General features: G+C 52.0%; 13 protein-coding genes. 12 read left to right on the top strand and 1 reads right to left on the bottom strand.

The genetic code is table 11. The features are described from left to right. Window positions 1-245 precede the first annotated feature (245 nt). The 8 genes from lipA to BOO20_RS10625 all read left to right on the top strand — a co-directional run bounded on the left by lipA (window position 246) and on the right by BOO20_RS10625 (window position 13,020). On the top strand, window positions 246-1,124 hold the full coding sequence (gene lipA / locus BOO20_RS10665; RefSeq protein ID WP_076792614.1) for a lipoyl synthase: 879 nt from the start codon (window positions 246-248) through the stop codon (window positions 1,122-1,124). 21 nt (window positions 1,125-1,145) lie between these two features. Next, the gene (locus BOO20_RS10660; protein WP_076792613.1) at window positions 1,146-1,724 is read left to right on the top strand and encodes a hypothetical protein; all 579 of its coding nucleotides are present in this window, start codon (window positions 1,146-1,148) and stop codon (window positions 1,722-1,724) included. Window positions 1,725-2,065: 341 nt separating this feature from the next. Beyond that, a complete protein-coding gene (locus BOO20_RS10650; RefSeq protein ID WP_076792610.1) occupies window positions 2,066-2,767 on the top strand; it encodes an SDR family oxidoreductase in 702 nt (233 codons plus the stop codon). Window positions 2,768-3,287: 520 nt separating this feature from the next. Then, window positions 3,288-4,226 (top strand): DNA glycosylase, encoded by a 939-nt coding sequence (locus tag BOO20_RS10645; RefSeq protein ID WP_076792608.1) that lies wholly within the window; start codon window positions 3,288-3,290, stop codon window positions 4,224-4,226. Window positions 4,227-4,440: 214 nt separating this feature from the next. After that, entirely contained in the window at window positions 4,441-5,334 is an 894-nt protein-coding gene (locus tag BOO20_RS10640; protein WP_076792607.1) for an SDR family oxidoreductase, read from the top strand. Between the two features lie 645 nt (window positions 5,335-5,979). Beyond that, on the top strand, window positions 5,980-9,072 hold the full coding sequence (gene secA, locus BOO20_RS10635; RefSeq protein ID WP_076792605.1) for a preprotein translocase subunit SecA: 3,093 nt from the start codon (window positions 5,980-5,982) through the stop codon (window positions 9,070-9,072). 26 nt (window positions 9,073-9,098) lie between these two features. Continuing rightward, entirely contained in the window at window positions 9,099-11,381 is a 2,283-nt protein-coding gene (gene purL / locus BOO20_RS10630) for a phosphoribosylformylglycinamidine synthase subunit PurL (RefSeq protein ID WP_076792604.1), read from the top strand. Between the two features lie 52 nt (window positions 11,382-11,433). Next, on the top strand, window positions 11,434-13,020 hold the full coding sequence (locus BOO20_RS10625; RefSeq protein WP_076792602.1) for a bifunctional ADP-dependent NAD(P)H-hydrate dehydratase/NAD(P)H-hydrate epimerase: 1,587 nt from the start codon (window positions 11,434-11,436) through the stop codon (window positions 13,018-13,020). Between the two features lie 63 nt (window positions 13,021-13,083). Here BOO20_RS10625 and BOO20_RS10620 read toward each other — a convergent pair whose 3' ends face one another. Further along, window positions 13,084-14,295 carry an LL-diaminopimelate aminotransferase gene (locus BOO20_RS10620; RefSeq protein ID WP_076792601.1) on the bottom strand — a complete coding sequence of 404 codons (1,212 nt, stop codon included), beginning with the start codon at window positions 14,293-14,295 and terminating at the stop codon, window positions 13,084-13,086. Window positions 14,296-14,726: 431 nt separating this feature from the next. Between BOO20_RS10620 and BOO20_RS10615 the strand changes: the two genes are divergently transcribed. From BOO20_RS10615 to BOO20_RS10600, 4 genes are all read left to right on the top strand, one after another. Beyond that, on the top strand, window positions 14,727-16,220 hold the full coding sequence (locus tag BOO20_RS10615; protein ID WP_076792619.1) for a heterodisulfide reductase-related iron-sulfur binding cluster: 1,494 nt from the start codon (window positions 14,727-14,729) through the stop codon (window positions 16,218-16,220). Window positions 16,221-16,560: 340 nt separating this feature from the next. Continuing rightward, window positions 16,561-18,531 (top strand): CoB--CoM heterodisulfide reductase iron-sulfur subunit A family protein, encoded by a 1,971-nt coding sequence (locus tag BOO20_RS10610; protein ID WP_076792599.1) that lies wholly within the window; start codon window positions 16,561-16,563, stop codon window positions 18,529-18,531. A 54-nt stretch (window positions 18,532-18,585) separates the two neighbouring features. Beyond that, window positions 18,586-19,035: a hydrogenase iron-sulfur subunit gene (locus BOO20_RS10605; RefSeq protein WP_076792597.1), complete on the top strand. Its 450-nt coding sequence runs from the start codon at window positions 18,586-18,588 to the stop codon at window positions 19,033-19,035. Window positions 19,036-19,051: 16 nt separating this feature from the next. After that, on the top strand, window positions 19,052-19,882 hold the full coding sequence (locus tag BOO20_RS10600) for a 4Fe-4S dicluster domain-containing protein (RefSeq protein ID WP_076792596.1): 831 nt from the start codon (window positions 19,052-19,054) through the stop codon (window positions 19,880-19,882). Window positions 19,883-19,886 lie beyond the last annotated feature (4 nt).

The raw sequence follows: 19,886 nt of genomic DNA, 5'->3' as shown, positions 1-19,886 counted from the left end.
GCGGACGGAGCGCAGAAACCGGAGTGTACACGGAGTACATGAGGATTTCGAGCACCGCCAAACGAAGTAATCGGGTTTCGGAACAAATAAATAGAGATGCCTTAAAAAGAAAATATACAATCAGCAGGTATGTGCAGCAATAAAATCAGTAAAACGATAATCCCGAATGCATGGGAAGGATGTTGGGGAGTGAAAGAATTTCCGGATTATCTATATTGCACGATTACAATCTATTGAAAGGAGTTATGGAAGGACAGGGTGCAGGCAAAAAGCCTGAGTGGCTGAAAATCAGGATGGCTTCAGGGGCTTCGTTTGCCTCGACACGCCAGTTGCTGAACCGCCACAGCCTCAATACGGTCTGCCGGTCGGCACTCTGCCCCAACCTTCAGGAGTGCTGGTCGAGAGGTACCGCAACCTTTCTGCTCCTTGGCAATGTCTGTACGCGCACCTGCCGATTCTGTGCGGTCGGTACAGCGGCACAACCGCCATCACCCGATCCGCTTGAACCGGAGAATATCGCAATGGCGGTTGAATCCATGCGCCTCAAACACGTAGTACTCACCAGTGTTACCCGTGATGACCTCCCTGACGGCGGAGCCGGGCACTGGGTAGCAACCATAAGGGCAATACGCGCAGTCAAACCTTCGCTCACCATAGAGTGCCTTATCCCCGATTTTAAGGGGAATGAGTACTCGCTTGACCTGGTGATGGCTGAGGCTCCGGAGGTGCTGAACCACAACATTGAAACCGTCCCCTCGCTCTACAGCAAAGTGCGCCCACAGGCAAGCTATTCGAGGTCACTGCAGCTTCTGCAGCGGGCCAAACAAAATTTCGGGCTCGCAACCAAGTCGGGACTGATGGTGGGGATGGGTGAAACTGCAGAGGAGATAAAGTGCGCTCTCGGTGACCTTGTCCGCCATGAGTGCGATATGGTCACCATCGGCCAGTATCTTCAGCCCTCTCAGGCCCATCTGCCGGTCGAGCGCTATATTACTCCCGAGGAGTTTGAAGCCTACAGGGTGGGCGCTGAAAAGGCAGGGTTCCGCCATGTGCACTCCGGCCCCTTTGTGCGCAGCTCCTATCATGCCGAAGCATTTACCAATAAGGTCGAAACACTTCCTTAACCCCTAAACTAATACCAAATAATGGAACTATCGGTACCGATGATGATTTATGCCTACTGGGCCTTTGCGCTTCTGGTAGGGTTTCTGTTTTTCAAAAAGGATATTCTTGCCTTCAACCGCGAGTTCGACACCAGGAGGATCGCGCTGCTCGTCGCTTCACTGCTGATCATAGCCGTTAATGCCTGGGTCTACTCCCACTCCACCACCGACGGTGGGCGCGCCCTTGATCCCCTGACTGTGCTGGTGTTCAGTATCGGTAACGGCATTGCCGAGACCTTCATGTTTTATGCCGTCTTTCAGCTCGGCGCCACGCTTACAGGAAAGGTTACACAAAACCCGTGGGCCACATTCCTTGTCGGGTTCTTCTGCTTTATGGCTTACAGCGGCCTGATTCATGGCCTCTTCTGGATCAATATCCTCCCTGAGCATGTGGTACAGACGAGCCCCTACAAGCCCTTTTTCATGCCGGTTCAGCTCCTTATCGCCTCAAGCTGGGCACTCGCCTTCTTCTGGTACCGCGACATCAGAACCGTCATCTTCCTGCACGCGCTGGTAGATTTGACCATGGTCATGAATGTGAAGTTTTCACTCTTTTACTGAAATGAAAACATAGGCTTATGTTTTCATTTCATCCCGAACCAACGCAGTTGTGTGAGGGATCTATTCCGGGGAATGTCATCCCGAAACCGATGCAATCGGTTGAGGAATCTTTTCCGGGAAACCATCAGGAGATGCCTCTCGTTGTTCGGCATGACACTCGTTGAAGAGATTTTGGATTCTGAATTCCGTTTTTTTGATTGAAATTGCAGGTGCGATCACAACCGAGCGGGTTTCTCCGGTTGAGGAACGGGTGAAGGGTGCCAATCCTCTTCGTCGTTGCACTCCCTGAAGTCGTCTTAGTCCTTTTCTTATAGACAAAAAATCATAGAAACCACCTGAATATGAGTGCATTCAAGGGCAATGTACTGGTAGCGGGAGCTACCGGAAGAACCGGGGAGTGGGTAGTGAAGCGCCTTCAGGCTCACGGCATCGCGTTTCGGCTCTTTGTGCGCTCTGGCGAAAAAGCAATAAGAGTTTTCGGGCCTGAAATCATTGACCGGCTGACCATCGGCTCGGTGGAGCATCCCGCTGAAATCAGGGCTGCGGTTCGCAATGCGTCCGCAGTTATCTCCGCTATCGGAGGAAATGTAACCGATCCGGCTGCACCCCCACCCTCGGCAATCGACCGCGACGGCATCATCAACCTTGCAACCATAGCCAAAGCGGAGAATGTAAGGCACTTTATTCTTGTCAGCTCGCTCAGTGTTACCAAGCCTGATCACCCCCTGAATAAGTATGGTCGGATACTCTCGATGAAGCTCGAAGCCGAAAACGAGATCCGCCGCCTTTTCTCTGAACCGGGCTATGCATACACCATCCTCAGACCAGGAGGACTGCTTGACGGTCCGCCACTTCAGCACAATCTGCGCTTTGAAACCGGTGATACTATCACAACAGGAGTTATCCAGAGAAGCGATGTTGCCGAAGTTTCCGTCATCTCGCTCTTCACCCCTGAAGCCCATAATCTGACCTTTGAGCTCATTGAAACAGAAGCGGTTTCACTTACCTCACTCGTACCTTTTTTCAGGCAGATTCACTCCTGACCACACAAAGCCTATCCGGATATCCTCGTGCAGGGAGCTCTTCCAACGAGCAAATGTCACCAGTTTTAAACACAATCTTATCTGATAGTAAACGGATTTAGATCAGCCGATGAAACACGGCCTCGCAAAAATAGAGAGCACCATAATCAAACACTATCTCTATATTACACACACAGACAACACCAAAGCTCAACGCCAAATTTCAGATACTTCCAATTTATTAAAAACAACAAGAAACAACCATAACAACAAACGTACTAATCATAGATAAAGATTATATCTTACACTACGAATACTTACTCTCAATACCTACTGAATCTAATATCATTGTTAATAACATAAAAACAATAAAAGAGATACCTATTATAACTACAAAATATAAAAGCCATCAACCATAAAAAATATTTCATATAAATGTATTTATGTTATTTTATTACAAGATTTTAAATGCTTCTGGACAATAAGTTTTATCAAGTGCGAGACAGTTCATTTTTATTACATATAACATCACTCTTATAAATTGAATACAAGAACAGTAATACACACTGAATGTGCTATTAACATCTATGACACTCTCTTTAGTGGCCAATCTTTTTTATGGAATCCTGTTGGATCCGTGACGGATTACTTTTACTCATTAGTCGATTCTACACCAATATTGTTAAAACAGTTAACGGTTTGCTCTTTTGAGGTTATTTCTGAATCTGAAAAAATTAACAGGCGTTCAATATCCGAATATATACGCGATTACCTGACGCTTGATATCGACATAAACCGGCTTTTTCCTTCCGGTTTTTCAGAGCACTATCCCGAGCTTTGGAAATTGCTCTCCGGATATTTTTCACTCCGGATTTTGCGACAGGATTTTTTTGAGACGCTGATTACCTTCATGTGTGCCCAGGGCATCGGCATGCATCTGATCAGAAAACAGGTCACCATGCTTTGCCATACTTTTGGAGAGAAACGAAGCATCCTTTTCAACGGAAAATCGATTACCCTCTACAGCTTCCCCACTCCCCTCTCTCTTGCCGAGGCTGATATCGTTATGCTCAGCCGCTGCACCAACAACAACCGGATCAGGGCGACAAATATCTCCCGTGCCGCCCGGTCGTTTATGGACGGTGCCCTTGATCCCGAACTTCTCCGCAACCCGCACCTTCCCCTTCCGGAACTCCGCAGCATGCTTTGCAGAAACCCCGGTATCGGCTACAAGATCGCCGACTGCATTGCACTCTTCGGTCTTGGCCGTTTTGATGCCTTCCCTGTTGACACCCATGTCAAACAGTATCTTGCGTACTGGTTCAATAGCTCAAATGCACTCAAACCCCTGAGTCCGGTGCGCTATCTTGAACTTGATTGTGAAGCCCGCACCATTCTCAATCCTGATATGGCAGGATATGCCGGACATCTGCTTTTTCACTGCTGGCGAAGGGAGATCAAGAAACTTCGAACGTTTTAGTCGGCTGAACACTTGTTTTTATTGGCAGAGTTATCAATGACAATCTTTTGGGGCACCTCTATTAATTGTCGTGAGAAGCCCGGGAACAAGACGGACGGAGCGCAGAAACCGGAGTGTACATTGAGTACATGAGGATTTCGAGCACCGACCAACGCAGTCATCGGGTTTCGGAACAAATAAATAGAGGTGACCTTTAAACAGGAGCAGAAGCATCATGAGTGCTGCAAAAAGAGTACTGATCGCCGGTGCATCCGGATATCTCGGCCGATATGCCGTGTGTGAGTTCAAAAAAAGGGGCTACAGGGTCCGGGCTCTGGTACGGAACCCTGAGAAGATCAAAACCGCAAGCCCTCATGGCGAACCGGCAATCTATGATCTGGTTGACGAGATTGTGATTGGTGATGTGACTGATCCTGCAACTATTGAAGGTGTATGCAATGGTGTCGATATTGTCTTTTCCGCTCTCGGCCTTACTGCGCCCGATCCTAAACTCACCAGTTTTGATGTCGATCACCTTGGCAACGGCCGTATCCTTGAGCAGGCTATCGGCCAGAAGGTATCAAGATTTATCTATGTATCGGTATTCAATCAGAATAAAATGGCCGAGATCCCGACCATAAAGGCGCATGAGCGCTTTGTTGCCGACCTGAAGGCTTCAGGTCTATCCTGGGCCGTCATACGCCCGAACGGCTATTTTTCCGATATGGGCAGATTCTTTTCAATGGCCAGCAGCGGCCACCTCTTCATGGTGGGTGAGGGTGAGAAAAAAATAAACCCGATCCATGGCGCCGATCTGGCGGTTGTCTGTGCCGATGCCGCTGATGGCGAGTGCCGGGAAATCCCCGTCGGAGGCCCCGACATCTATACCTTCAGGGAGGTGATGGAGATGGCGTTCCTCGCCTGCGGCAAATCGCCCTGGATCACCGCTCTGCCGATGTGGCTGGGCGAAGGCTCACTCATGGTGACAGGGCTCTTTAACCGCAATCTGGCGGATCTGCTCTCTTTTGCTGTGGAGGCACTCAAATTCGATCATGTTGCGCCCGCTTACGGATCACGCCATCTCAAGGATTTTTTTGCCGAACTTGCCTCGGCGGAGAAGCATGACTGAAGAGGAAGAAACGAGAAGAAAGTGGACTGGGTGGACGAAGAAATTGTGGAGAGAAGTGGACTCAGTGGACAGGATGAAGAGATTTTGAATTTTGGATTATGAATTGCCTGTAGGGGCGATCCTGCGTGTTTGCCCTCAGAGGATATTACATTACTCTTAGTCGTTGCTCTCCCTGAAGTCCTTTTGGTACTTTTCTTTTAAAAAGAGCATTCTCTCAATGCGTTCAAGCTGAAAAGCGATGTGCGACTTACGGGCACCTCTTTTTATTGTCGTGAGAAGCCCGGGAACAAGGCGGATGGAGCGCAGAAACCGGAGTGTACATGGAGTACATGAGGATTTCGAGCACCACCCAACGCAGTCATCGGGTTTCGGAACAAATAAATAGAGGTGCCCTTACTGTGCTCTTCGTCCTTGTTTTCCTTGCAGTCACTGAACTCCTTTTGGTCGTTTTTTAAGAAAAAAGTCATCGTTTCAGCAGCGCACTCCCGACTTTGCCGGGGCTTTTCTCTCCTCTTTTTTTTTAGTAGCAACCCGCTTTTTTCTCAATAGCTAATTCAATACCTTAAGGAACGAAAGGATATAGCGAAAAGTGCGTTGTTTCCCCTTTCTGATCCATGAAATTCAAGAGCGAACAAAACCCCGTACATGTTGAAAATTTTTGAAAAGATCTTCGGCTCAAAGCACGACAAGGATATCAAAAAAATCCAGCCCGTTATCACCCGTATCAATGAACTCTATACCTCCTTGAACCCGCTGAGTGACGATCAGCTCAAAGAGAAGGGCCGGGAGCTGAAAAAGAGAGTGCGCGGGGTTCTTGAGCCGATCGAGCTTGAGAAAAAAAATCTCTTTCTGCAGCTTGACAATGGCGACATCACCCTTGAAGAGGCTGATGCAATCAATGACAAGCTTGACGCGCTTGATGAAGCGTATGAAAAAGCAACTGCAACCGTGCTTGATGAGGTGCTGCCGGAAACCTTTGCACTGGTCAAAGAGACATGCAGGCGACTGAAAGGCCATGTCTATTCGGTTGTCGGGCGGGAGTTCACCTGGGATATGGTGCCCTACGATGTGCAGCTGATCGGCGGAATGGTGCTCCATTCCGGCAAAATCTCCGAAATGGCTACCGGTGAAGGCAAAACCCTCGTCTCCACGCTTCCGGTCTTTCTCAATGCCCTTACCGGCCGTGGGGTCCATGTTGTTACGGTCAATGACTACCTTGCCCAGAGGGACAAGGAGTGGATGAACCCGGTTTTTGAATTTCACGGCATCACAGTAGGCGTTATTCTCAACACCATGTTCCCGGAACAGCGCAGGGAGCAGTACCACTGTGACATCACCTACGGCACGAACAACGAATTCGGTTTTGACTATCTGCGCGACAACATGGCCGGAACCCCGGACGAGATGGTGCAGCGGAAGTTCTACTTTGCCATTGTTGATGAGGTGGACAGCGTACTGATTGATGAGGCCAGAACACCGCTCATCATATCCGGTCCGGTTCCCAATGCCGACAACAGCAAGTTCCAGGAGATCAAGCCCTGGATTGAGCTTTTGGTTCGTGCCCAGCAGCAACTGGTGGGATCATACCTCTCGGAAGCCGAAAAGATATTGAAAACAAAACCCGGCGACAGTGATGCCGGCCTTTCGCTCCTGCGCGTAAAACGCGGACAGCCTAAAAACTCCCGATTCATCAAAATGCTCTCCCAGCAAGGCGTAGCCAAGCTGGTGCAGGGTACCGAAAACGAATATCTCAAGGACAATGCAAGCAGGATGCAGGAGGTTGACGACGAGCTCTATTTCGCTGTTGACGAAAAGGCCGGAACCATTGACCTTACTGACAAGGGTCGTGCATTTCTGAGCAAGCTGAGCCATCAGGACAGCGATATCTTTCTTCTGCCCGATGTCGGTACCGAGGTCGCTGCAGTTGAAGCTGATGCATCAGTCGGCACAGCAGAAAAGGTAGGCATAAAAGATGCCATCTACCGACTTTACGCCGACCGTTCCGAACGGCTGCACAATATCAGTCAGCTTCTGAAAGCCTACTCGCTCTTTGAGCGTGATGATGAATATGTTGTACAGAACGGTCAGGTGATGATTGTTGACGAGTTCACCGGTCGTATTCTTGCCGGCCGCCGTTACAGCGACGGACTGCACCAGGCAATTGAAGCCAAGGAGAATGTGAAGATTGAAGGTGAAACACAGACCATGGCGACCGTCACCATCCAGAACTTTTTCCGCCTCTACAAGAAGCTTGCCGGTATGACCGGTACGGCTGAGACCGAAGCCTCTGAGTTTTACGAAATCTACAAGCTTGATGTTGTTGTTATTCCGACCAACACCGCCATTGTCCGGAAGGATTCTGACGATCTGGTCTATAAAACCCGGCGTGAAAAGTACAACGCCGTGGTGCTGAAAGTTGAGGAGCTGCAGAAAAAGGGGCAGCCTGTACTGGTGGGTACCACGAGTGTGGAGGTGTCGGAGACCATCTCACGTATGCTTCGTGCAAAAAAAATCCCCCACAATGTCCTGAACGCCAAACAGAATGACCGCGAAGCCGATATTGTCGCCGAAGCCGGGCAGAGAGGTGCGGTAACCATTGCCACCAACATGGCCGGACGTGGTACCGATATCAAGCTCGGAACGGGCGTAAAGGAGCTTGGAGGGCTCTTCATTCTCGGTTCCGAACGCCATGAGTCACGACGCATTGACCGTCAGCTCCGTGGTCGTGCCGGCAGGCAGGGCGATCCGGGCGAATCGGTCTTTTTTGTCTCCCTTGAGGATGAACTGATGCGTCTCTTCGGTTCCGACCGGGTTATTTCGGTGATGGATCGCCTCGGCCACGAGGAGGGTGATGTAATTGAACACTCCATGATCACCAAATCGATTGAACGGGCCCAGAAGAAGGTTGAGGAGCAGAACTTTGCCATCCGCAAACGGTTGCTTGAGTATGATGATGTTCTCAACCAGCAGCGCGAGGTGATCTACTCCCGCCGCAGAAACGGACTTGTCAAGGAGCGTCTGACCAGTGACATCCTCGACCTCCTGAAGGATTACTGCGAGACGGTCATCAAAAATCATCACCGCCATTTTGATGTTGCTGCGCTTGAGGAGGAGGTGATGCGCGAACTCTCCATCGAGTTCAAGCCCGATCGTGACGAGTTTGAACGTGACGGTATTGAGATCACAGCCGGAAAGCTCTACGACACAGCCCTGGCTTTCTACCACCGAAAGGAGGAGGCAATGGAGGAGGAGATCATGCAGCAGATCGAGAAGTATGCGGTTCTGAGCGTTATCGACCTCAAGTGGAGAGAGCATCTGCGCGAGATTGACTCGCTGCGCGAGGGAATCAATCTTCGTGCCTATGGACAGAAAGACCCGCTGCTCGAGTACAAGCAGGAGGCTTACAAGCTCTTTATCGAGATGCTTCGTGAGATCGAACTTGAAACCCTCTCGCTTGCCTTCAAGCTCTTCCCCATCAATCCGGATGAGGCGCGGGAAATTGAAGAGCGCCAGCGGCAGGCCGCCGGAAATCTTGACCGGCTTGTGACACAGCATGATGAGGCCCAGAGCGTCTACACCGCATCATACGAGATTGAGCCGGGTACCGGCGTTGCAGGTGAAGAACCTCACGAAAGTCTTCAGCAGCCGGTTGTAGTCGATAAAAAACCGGGCAGAAATGACCTCTGCCCCTGCGGAAGCGGAAAGAAATATAAAAACTGTCACGGCCACCAGCCCTGACCCCCAGATAACGTTTACCGGTAACCATGAAACACACTGAACTGGACGTCACCCTTGCTCTTGCTGAAGAACATGGACTCAATGCTGAAGAGTACGGCAAAATATGCACCATTCTCGGAAGAACCCCTACCTTTACCGAACTGGGAATCTTCTCGGTCATGTGGTCGGAACACTGCAGTTATAAAAACTCCATAGCGGTTCTTAAAACCCTTCCAAGGGAGGGCGGTGCCCTGCTTACAAGCGCCGGCGAGGAGAATGCCGGTCTGGTCGATATCGGCGACAACCTTGCCGTTGCCTTTAAAATCGAGTCACACAACCACCCCTCCGCCGTGGAGCCCTACCAGGGTGCCGCTACCGGTGTCGGGGGTATTCACCGCGATATTTTCACCATGGGAGCCCGGCCGGTCGCCTCGCTCAACTCGCTCCGGTTCGGCTCGCCCAAAGACCCGCATGTCCGCTATCTGGTAGACGGCGTGGTGCGCGGTATCGGTGATTACGGTAACTCCTTCGGTGTACCGACGGTCGGCGGAGAGATCTATTTTGAAGAGGGATACACCGGCAATCCGCTGGTCAACGCCATGTCGGTCGGTATTGTCGAGCATCACAAAACCGTCAGTGCAACCGCTCTCGGAGAGGGCAATCCTGTGCTGATTGTAGGGTCATCAACCGGACGGGATGGCATCCACGGCGCAACCTTTGCATCGGAAGATCTGAGTGAAGCATCGGAAGACAAGCGTCCGAGCGTTCAGGTCGGCGATCCTTTTGCTGAAAAGCTGCTGCTTGAAGCCACTCTTGAAGCCATTGCCACCGGCTATGTAGTCGGCCTGCAGGATATGGGTGCGGCGGGCATCACCAGCTCCACCTCCGAGATGAGCGCACGGGGCATTGAAAAGACCGGTTCCGGCGGCATCGAGATCGATCTGGACCTGGTTCCGATCCGTGAGGCCGGAATGAGCGCCTACGAGATCATGCTCTCCGAGTCTCAGGAGCGGATGCTGATTGTGGCCGAAAAAGGGTTTGAAGAGAAGATTATCGAGGTCTACCGCAAATGGGATGTTCTGGCGATTGTAATCGGCCGCGTCACCAGTGACAACCTGCTTCGTGTCAGCCAGCATGGCAAGGTGGTAGCGGAAATTCCGGCTGAATCGCTCGTTCTGGGAGGCGGAGCACCGGTCTATATCCGTGAGGCCGTTGAAAAGAGGCCCGACACGGCGGCGGCAAAGTTTCAGGATGACAAAAATTTAGACTTCCGCGCGCTCACCCTTGAACTGCTTTCGCGCCCCAATATCGCAAGCAAACAGTGGGTCTACCATCAGTATGACTCCATGGTGCAGACCAATACCGTTACGCCGGTCGGCCATACCGATGCGGCAGTGATCCGCATCAAGGGCACAAAGAAGGCGCTGGCAATGAAAACAGACTGCAACGCCCGCTATGTCTACCTCAACCCCGCAAGAGGAGGCCGGATAGCTGTTGCCGAATGCGCCAGAAACATCGCCTGTTCGGGTGCCAAACCGCTGGCCATCACCAACTGCCTGAACTTCGGAAACCCCTACAAACCCGAAGTTTACTTCCAGTTCAAGACATCGGTTGAGGGGATGGGCGAAGCATGCCGGGTATTCAACACTCCGGTTACCGGAGGCAATGTGAGCTTCTATAACGAATCATCCATCGGCGGCGTACGTACAGCCATCTACCCGACTCCGACCATCGGCATGATCGGTCTGCTTGATGATATCGACAACCTTGTCGGCTCCACCTTCACCCATCAGGGCGATGCCATCCTTCTGCTTGGAGAGCCTGATCTCACGCTTGAGGGTTCAGAGTACCTGGTCATGCAGTACGGAACTCCCGGTGAGGATGCTCCCCCGGTTGATCTGCAGCATGAAAAAAAGGTGCAGGAGCTGCTTGTAGCGCTTGCTGCCCGAAAACTGGTGCACTCCGCACACGACATCTCCGACGGCGGTCTGTTTGTTGCCCTGGCTGAAAAAGCGATCATGAATGAAGAGGCGCCGCTCGGCTTCAGCGTAAATATTGAAGCGGCTGAAACAAGTCCGGTACGGATTCAGAGGGCACTCTTCTCCGAAGCACAGGGTCGGGTTCTTTTAAGTATCGCGCCCGAGAAGGCCAAAGAGGTTATCAGTGAGGCGGTAAAACATCAGGTGCCGGTGCGCGTTATCGGAAAGGTAGTGCCCGGAACTGCAACCATAGCCGTGAACGGCCAGGAGATCCTGCACTTCAGCACCGCAGAACTTGCCGGAGCCTACTACCATTCGCTGGAGCATGCGCTGCACCTCGACGAACTTTAGGGTTACGGACAATCAAGAGAGCTGACCTTTAAACAAGAAAAGGAGACCTGTTATGCTGCCAGTTCTGACTGCTCTTGAGATGCAAAAAGCCGACAGGAAGGCAATCGAAGAGCTCCATATCGGCGAAACCCGTCTTATGGAGCTGGCCGGTCGGGAATGTCTCCGCATGATCTCCGAAACCCTCCAGAGAGACTCCCTTGCCGGAACATCCTTTCTGGTGGTGGCCGGCAAAGGCAACAACGGCGGGGACGGTTTTGTACTTGCCCGCCATCTGCTCAACCTTGACGCTTCGGTCGATCTCATCCTGCTCTACCCGGAATCCCTGCTGAACGGCGTCAACCGGGAAGGGCTTGCAATTCTCAAAGCCTACGAAACTTTCGATACTCCCCTGCGCATCTTTCACAGCCTTGAGGAGGCCCTGCCGTTTGCCGCAGAGGGGTCCTACGACGCCCTTGTTGACGCCATCACCGGAACCGGACTGCGCCTTGAGGCCGGGTCAATGGAGCTTGCTGCTCCCCTCTCTTCAGGTATAGAGCTTCTCAACGCACTCCGCATAGAGAGCGGGGCTCCTGTTATTGCCGTTGATATTCCTTCCGGGCTGGATGCAACGACAGGCATAGCGGCAACACCGGTGGTCGTGGCAGATGCGACCGTTACCATGGCATTTCTGAAAACCGGCTTTTTCCTGAACGAGGGGCCGGAGTGCTCGGGAGAGCTCCATGTTGCGGAGATCTCCATCCCCGGCTTTCTTGCTGAACGCGCCTGCGCACGGCTTACAGACAAGGAGTTCGCCGCCGAACAGTTCATACTCAGAGAGCCCTCAAGTGCCAAACACACCAATGGCCGGGTGCTGATCATTGCCGGTTCACAGAGTACGGAGAGCTCCATGCTCGGCGCGGCAATTCTGGCCGCCAGGGGTGCGCTTAAAACCGGGGCGGGATATGTCGCGGTCAGCATGCCGATTGCGCTTGCCGGAGCCATGCACACAGCTCTGCCTGAAGTGGTGGTCATCGGAAGGGATATGGACTCAATTGCCGAAAAAGCCCGCTGGGCGGACGCAATCCTTGTGGGTTGCGGAATCGGCCGGGACCGGGATGCGATCGAGTTGCTGGGAAAACTGCTCGAAGATGATGCACTCACTGCAAAGAAGCTCATTCTTGATGCAGACGCCCTCTATGCTCTCTCGGTAATCGGCACTGAGTCTCTCCTGAACCTCTCCGGTGAGGTGCTGCTGACACCGCACTACGGCGAACTCAGCCGTCTCTGTGGACTTTCCGCAGAAGAGATTGCCCGCAATCCCATTGAGACCGCAAAAGCCGTTGCCACAAGTTTCGGGGTAAACCTCCTGCTTAAAGGGAGTCCCACAGTCATTGCCAATCCGGAAGGTTCGGTACTCGTGAATACAAGCGGCACAGAAGCCCTTGCAACTGCGGGCACTGGAGATCTGCTTGCGGGCATTATTGCCGCCCTTGCAGCCAAAGGCGCTGATCTCTTCAATGCTGCGGCTGCCGGAGCATGGTTCCACGGTCGTGCCGGAGACCTTGCCGGAGATATTGCCAGCCTGGTCTCGGCGGGTATGGTCGCAGATGCGATTCAGCTCGCTATAGGAGAGATTTTCGAACTGGAGCGTGAAGAGTAACGCCCGGGCACCGCTATAAATCTGTTACCCGCTTCGATTTTATAGGAGGTGACCATCTGACGTTCACATTTCAGGCGTTCGAAGAAACTTCTTGATGTTGCGGGCGGCCTGACGGATGCGCTCTTCGTTCTCAATCATCGCCACACGTACATACTCATCACCATAGGCACCGAACCCGATGCCGGGACTGACGGCAACCTTGGCCTCCATCAACAGCTTCTTGCTGAATTCAAGGCTTCCAAGGTGACGGAAGGGCTCGGGAATGTGAGCCCAGACAAACATGCTCGCACGCGGAGAGACAACCAGCCAGCCCGCATTTTCAAGGCTTTTCACTAAAACGTCACGCCGCTTGCGATAGACTTCGCTGATCTCGTGCACACAGCTCTGGTCTCCGGTGAGGGCGATGGTTGAGGCGACCTGGATGGGGGTAAAGGTGCCATAGTCGAGCCAGCTCTTGATCTTTTCAAGCGCCCCGATCAGTTTGGCATTGCCGACCATAAAGCCGACACGCCACCCGGCCATATTATAGGTTTTCGACAGGGTATAGCTCTCGACCGCCACATCCTTGGCTCCCGGAACCTGCAGAATCGAAGGGGTGACATAACCGTCGTAGGTCAATTCAGCATAGGCAATATCACTGATAATGTAGAAACGCTCCTGGCGGGCAATATCGACCAGCTTTTCATAGAACGGTAGTTCTACGGTTGCCGTTGTCGGATTGTTCGGAAAATTAACCACAAGAAATTTCGGCTTCGGAGATGATTCGCGCAGCGCTTTTTCAATGTTGCGAAAAAAGCCCGCCTCATCAAGCGTCAGATCATCGTTCAGTTCAAGTTTCAGACGGTGCACGTTGCCGCCGGCAAGAATAAATGCCTGGGAGTGGATCGGATAACAGGGGTCAGGCACCATAGCCAGATCGCCGGGATTGGTGATTGCCTGGACAAGGTGGACATAACCCTCCTTGGAGCCCATCGTGGCAACAACTTCACGATCAAGATCGAGATCAACATTGTACTTCTGCTTGTACCAGGTTCCTACCGCTCCGCGGAGCTTGTAGATCCCTTTTGAGACCGAATAGCCGTGTGTCCGGGGTTTATTGATGCTCTCGACAAGCTTGTCCACAATATGTTGCGGAGTGGGGCCGTCAGGATTACCCATGGAAAAATCGATAACATCCTCACCCGCACGCCGTTCTGCCATCTTCAGCTCATTGACCGCAGCAAAAACATATTTGGGAAGTCGTTTGATCTTGTCAAACTCTATTTCGTCGAACATAGGCTTGTCAGAAAATAATTCATGATACAAAAAGGAAATATCACTGTTATCATAAGCAAAAAGAGTATCATATCAATGCGCTCTGAATATTTTTCACCCTTCACTTGTCTCTCTGCTCTCCATGCAGCAGTACGGATAAAAAAAATAGTCCCTTGACATGATTTATGGATTTTTTTTGTCCGCTTTGTTGTACTATAGAAGATATAACGGAAACTGTTATACTACGGATTCTGTTTTTAACAATTGTTACTCGCCCTTTACCAAAACCCGTTTACCGTAGTTCTTTTGCACATAGTGAAAAGTGATGGCTGCATGGAATAAAACAGGCATAAAAATTTGACATTATTGTATTTTTATGTAACATACCATGTTTGTGCCATTTAGCTCCCCGCTCCACGAAAAGCAACATATACCACGTGTCAAAAATCAACATGACAGAAACGGACGCGCTCAAGCATCAACTTGAGGAGTCCACCGGGAACGACTACAACTGCTGCTACCAGTGCGGAAAATGTACGGCTGGATGTCCGGCGGGCGGAGTTATGGATAATCCCCCTGCAAGGATCATGCGTCTGGTGCAGGCAGGCTACGTTCAGGATGCTCTGAGAAGCGATGCGCTCTGGTACTGTCTCGGGTGCATGACCTGTACATCCCGATGTCCGCAGAATCTTGATATCGCCGCCACAATGGACTCACTCAGGGCGATGGCTCTTGAGAAAAACATTGTCTCAGAGGAGCGATCAAAAAAACTGGTTACCGCATTTCATGTCTCATTCCTGAAAAACGTGCGCAAACACGGCCGTCTTCAGGAGCTTTCACTGGTCAACAGCTACAAACTCCGCACAAGAACCTTCCTCCAGGATGCCGTACCGGGTGTCAGGATGATCACCCAGGGGAAGATCAATCCGATGCATACGCTCACCGGAAAAGGGGGAATCAAGGGAAAGGATCAGATAGAGAAAATTTTCCTCGCTTCCGAAGAGGAGTCCCATTCACCGGCACCGAAACGACGCCCGAAAAAGAAGGAGTTTGTTGAGAATGCTCCCCTCTCGGTCAAACCCGGCATGACTATCGGCTACTACCCCGGCTGTTCGCTTGACGGTACCGCACAGGAGTACGGTATTTCGGTCAAAAAAATGTGCTCACTGCTCGGTCTTAACCTCAGGGAGATCGAGGACTGGAACTGCTGCGGAGCAACATCGGCACATGCAACCAACCACAAACTTTCCCTGCTTCTGCCTGCCCGCAATCAGGTACTCGCCGAGGCCCAGGGGCTTGATATTGTCCTTGCTCCCTGTGCTGCCTGCCAGAACCGGCAGGTCACCACGCGCAAGGCCCTGATGGAATCAGAGGCGCTGCGCCGTGAGGTACACTCCATCACCGGCATTGAACCGGCCTGCACCACGCAGTTCATCGGCGTTACCCAGCTGCTTGAAGCCATGGATCCGGAAGAGATTAAAAAACGGGTCAAAAAACCGCTTGCCGGCCTAAATCTTGCCTGTTATTACGGCTGCCTTCTGGTTCGTCCAATGGAGGATATGGGTTTTGACGATCCTGAAAATCCGGATAAAATGGAGGCAATTGTTTCGGCTCTTGGTGCCTCACCGGTTGAGTGGGCATTCAAAATCGAGTGCTGCGGAGCCGGCCTTACGCTTGCCCAGCAGGATCTGGTTGAGGATCTCACGCATAAAATCGCCAGAAATGCAGCGGCAAACGGTGCTGAAGCATTTGTTGTTGCCTGTCCTCTCTGTCAGGCCAACCTTGATATGCGTCAGGAGAGCATGATCAAGCGATTCGGTGATGTGAAGCCGATGCCTGTTTACTATATTTCGGAGCTGGTAGCTATCGCCTGCGGTGCTGCACCTTCCGAAGTTGCCGTCGGCAAACATTTTGTGCCTGCTCTTGAGCTTGTATCGAAATTCTGAACGGATAACAGCAAGTTAGCCGCTCTCCCCCGGTCCCCTTCATGGCCGGGCAGGAGGGCCGATAGTGACGATTACGTTTTCGGAAAATGTCCGGGTACCTGCAGAAATACACTGATAGCATTACCTTTGCGAGCCTTATCCGCTCAGTGCACAGTTAATACGTATCAGACGACGCAATCACCGGAAAGACAGCGACGATCATCCCCGATCCACAAGAACTGCGATGGCTTGCGGGGAATTTTCATGCCTTGTTGAAAATGATGAAACCGGAGTGAGCTGCTGTCACCCGCTTCATTGCAGTACCGTGCCGTTATGCGGCTTCATTCTAAACGATTGAACCATGTCGAAAATAGGTGTATTCATTTGTCACTGCGGTGAAAATATCGCGGCGAAGGTTGATTGTACAAGACTTGCCTCAGCTCTGGGAGATCATCCCGGTGTAGCCTCTTCCATCGAATACAAGTATTTCTGCTCCGACCCCGGTCAGGAGAGCGTCAAAAAAGCGATACGCGACAACAATCTTACCGGTGTCGTCGTGGCGGCCTGCTCTCCGAGAATGCATGAGGCAACCTTCCGCAAGGCCTGCGCCGAGGCTGGTCTGAACCCCTACATGTGTGAAATCGCCAACATCCGCGAACAGTGTTCATGGGTACACAATGATGGTGAAAAAGCTACCGACAAGGCAATCGACATTGTGCGTTCAATGGTTGAGAAGGTAAAACGCAACAATACCCTGCAACCTATTGAGGTTCCGGTTACGCGCCGGGCGCTGGTTATCGGCGGCGGTATTGCCGGTATCCAGGCTGCGCTTGATATTGCCAATGCCGGTCAGGAGGTTGTGCTGGTTGAACGCGAGCCCTCTCTCGGCGGCCATATGGCCCAGCTTTCGGAAACATTCCCGACACTTGACTGCTCGCAGTGCATCATGACCCCGAGAATGGTTGAAGCGGCCCAGCATCCCAAGATTCGCCTGCTTACCTATGCCGAAATCGAGAGTGTTGACGGCTACATCGGCAACTTCCAGGTGAAGGTTCGCCTGAAGGCCCGCTATGTCAACAAGAGCACCTGTACCGGGTGCGGAGAGTGTATAACCAAGTGTCCATCAAAAAAAATCGCAAGCGAGTTCGACTGCGGAATCGGCAGAAGAACAGCAATCTACACCCCTTTTGCCCAGGCAGTCCCCAATATTCCGGTCATCGACAAGAACAACTGCACCTACTTTAAAAACGGCAAGTGCAAAATCTGCGTCAAGAGCTGCCCGCTCGACTGTATCGACTTCGGGATGCAGGATGAGTTTGAGGATCTGGAGATCGGAGCCATCGTGGTTGCGACCGGATTCCAGGTTCAGAATAATGCCCTGTACGGCGAGTATGGATACGGAAAATATCAGGATGTTATTAACGGCCTCCAGTTTGAGCGCCTGGCCTCCGCCAGCGGTCCGACAGCCGGAAAAATCCAGCGCCCTTCAGATGGAAAAGAGCCGGAGACGGTCGTCTTTATCCAGTGTGCCGGATCACGCGACCCCTCCAAAGGGGTAAAGTACTGCTCCAAGATCTGCTGCATGTATACCGCCAAACATGCCATGCTCTACGCGCACAAGGTTCATGGGGGCAAGAGCCGGATCTTCTATATGGATATCCGCGCCGCCGGCAAGGGGTATGACGAGTTTACCCGCCGGGCGATTGAGGAGGACGAGGCCGGCTATCTGCGCGGACGGGTCAGCAAGGTATGGCTTGAGAACGGCAAGCTGATGGTCAGGGGGGTCGATACCCTGCTCGGCAAACCGGTCGAAGTTGCCGCTGACATGGTGGTTCTTGCGACGGCAATGATTGCCCAGCCAGATGCCAAAGAGTTTGCCAAGACCATCGGTATCGGCTATGATGAGTACGGATTCTATAACGAGGCGCACCTCAAGCTTCGTCCGGTTGAGTCGTCAACCGCCGGAATCTACCTTGCCGGAGCATGCCAGTCTCCGAAAGATATTCCCGACTCGGTTGCCCAGGCATCGGCATCGGCCAGCAAGGTGCTCGCGCTCTTCAGCAAGGAGAAGCTTGAGCGTGAACCGGTTATTGCCGTCAACAACGAGTCGACCTGCGCCGGGTGCTGGGGTTGTGTGCTTGCCTGTCCCTACGATGCGATCGAGAAAAAGGATATCAAGGACCGCTCCGGAAAGGTTATCAAACGGGTTGCATCGGTCAATCCCGGCCTCTGCCAGGGATGCGGAACATGTGTCACCTTCTGCCGCTCGAACAGCATCGATCTGGCAGGCTTTACCGAAAAACAGATCTTTGCTGAAGTAATGGGTCTCTGAAAAGAGGCACACTTTTTTCGTGAATGAACAGAAATTTGCTACAGGAGTAAGCTGATGAGTGAACCATTTGAACCGAAAATTACCGCTTTTGTCTGCACCTACTGTACCTACGCCGGTGCCGATCTGGCGGGAACCAGCAGGCTTAAGTATGCGCCGAATGTACGTATTATCCGCCTCCCCTGCACAGGAAGAATAAGCCCGATGTTTATTCTCAAGGCTTTGCAGAAAGGCGCTGACGGCATTCTGATAAGCGGCTGCCACCCCGGTGACTGTCACTTCACCCACGGCAACTATCATGCACGGCGCCGCTGGATGGTGTTTCGCGCCCTTCTCTCCTTTTCAGGCATTCCCGAGGAGCGAATCAAATACTCATGGATCAGTGCGGCTGAAGGGCTGAAGTTTGCCGATCTCATCAACAGTATCACTGAAGATATCCGTAAACTCGGTCCGTTTGACCAGTACCACCAACTGATCGAAGAGACCCAGGCCCAGGCTTCACTCTAATAATCAACAATACGCGATGAGTATCGAGCAACAATACAGAACGAGGGCAAAAGAGCTTCTTGCAAGCGGTGAGGTTAAAATGGTTATCGGCTACGGTCCCGGCTCTACCGCCGACCGCCGTCGTCCACTTTTCATCACCTCTCCGGAAGAGTGTGACCGGTTTGTGCTTGACAGTGCCTGCATTACCAATCTATCCGGCTACCTGGTTACCGAGGGACTGCTGAGCGACGGAAAGCGTGTGGCCGTTTTTCTCCGGCCTGAAGGTGTTCGAGCCCTGAATGTCCTGGCAGCAGAGGCCCAGCTTGATCCGGACCAGATTGTCATCATCGGTTTTGACGCGCCGAAGGGTGAACTGAAGGCTCTCCAGGGAAGCACTGTAGATGATTTTACCTATCTTCTTGCTGCACTGAAGGATGTTACCCCCGAAATTGCCGGAGAACAGCTGCTGGAAAAGATTGAAAAGATGAGCCCCGAGGAGCGCTTTGCATTCTGGCAGCAGGAGTTCTCCAAATGCATCAAGTGCTATGCCTGTCGCCAGGCATGCCCGATGTGCTACTGCCGCCGCTGCATTGTGGACAGCAATCAGCCGCAATGGGTCAACACCTCATCCCATACGCTCGGAAATTTCGAATGGAATATTGTACGGGCATTTCACCTTTCAGGTCGCTGCGTGGAGTGCGGGAACTGTGACAGGGCCTGCCCGGTCAACATTCCCCTCCGTCTCATCAACCGGAAGATGGCCCAGGAGGTTCTGGACTCTTTCAACCATTTTGCCGGAACGAGCAAAACGCAGGAACCGGTGCTTGCAAGTTTTAAAAAGGACGATTCCGAGACATTCATTCTCTAAGTAA

It is taken from the genome of Chlorobium sp. KB01 (assembly GCF_001975465.1).
Taxonomy (GTDB): domain Bacteria; phylum Bacteroidota; class Chlorobiia; order Chlorobiales; family Chlorobiaceae; genus Chlorobium.
Note: the sequence above shows the minus strand (reverse complement) of the source record. Positions and strands in the feature narration are given on the sequence as shown.

Coding starts and splice junctions, on each gene's coding strand:
- BOO20_RS10620 (WP_076792601.1), bottom strand. CDS start 14,295: ATGTTCGACGAAATAGAGTTTGACAAGATCAAACGACTTCCCAAATAT.
- BOO20_RS10640 (WP_076792607.1), top strand. CDS start 4,441: ATGAGTGCTGCAAAAAGAGTACTGATCGCCGGTGCATCCGGATATCTC.
- lipA (WP_076792614.1), top strand. CDS start 246: ATGGAAGGACAGGGTGCAGGCAAAAAGCCTGAGTGGCTGAAAATCAGG.
- BOO20_RS10605 (WP_076792597.1), top strand. CDS start 18,586: ATGAGTGAACCATTTGAACCGAAAATTACCGCTTTTGTCTGCACCTAC.
- BOO20_RS10600 (WP_076792596.1), top strand. CDS start 19,052: ATGAGTATCGAGCAACAATACAGAACGAGGGCAAAAGAGCTTCTTGCA.
- secA (WP_076792605.1), top strand. CDS start 5,980: ATGTTGAAAATTTTTGAAAAGATCTTCGGCTCAAAGCACGACAAGGAT.
- BOO20_RS10650 (WP_076792610.1), top strand. CDS start 2,066: ATGAGTGCATTCAAGGGCAATGTACTGGTAGCGGGAGCTACCGGAAGA.
- BOO20_RS10660 (WP_076792613.1), top strand. CDS start 1,146: ATGGAACTATCGGTACCGATGATGATTTATGCCTACTGGGCCTTTGCG.
- purL (WP_076792604.1), top strand. CDS start 9,099: ATGAAACACACTGAACTGGACGTCACCCTTGCTCTTGCTGAAGAACAT.
- BOO20_RS10625 (WP_076792602.1), top strand. CDS start 11,434: ATGCTGCCAGTTCTGACTGCTCTTGAGATGCAAAAAGCCGACAGGAAG.
- BOO20_RS10615 (WP_076792619.1), top strand. CDS start 14,727: ATGACAGAAACGGACGCGCTCAAGCATCAACTTGAGGAGTCCACCGGG.
- BOO20_RS10610 (WP_076792599.1), top strand. CDS start 16,561: ATGTCGAAAATAGGTGTATTCATTTGTCACTGCGGTGAAAATATCGCG.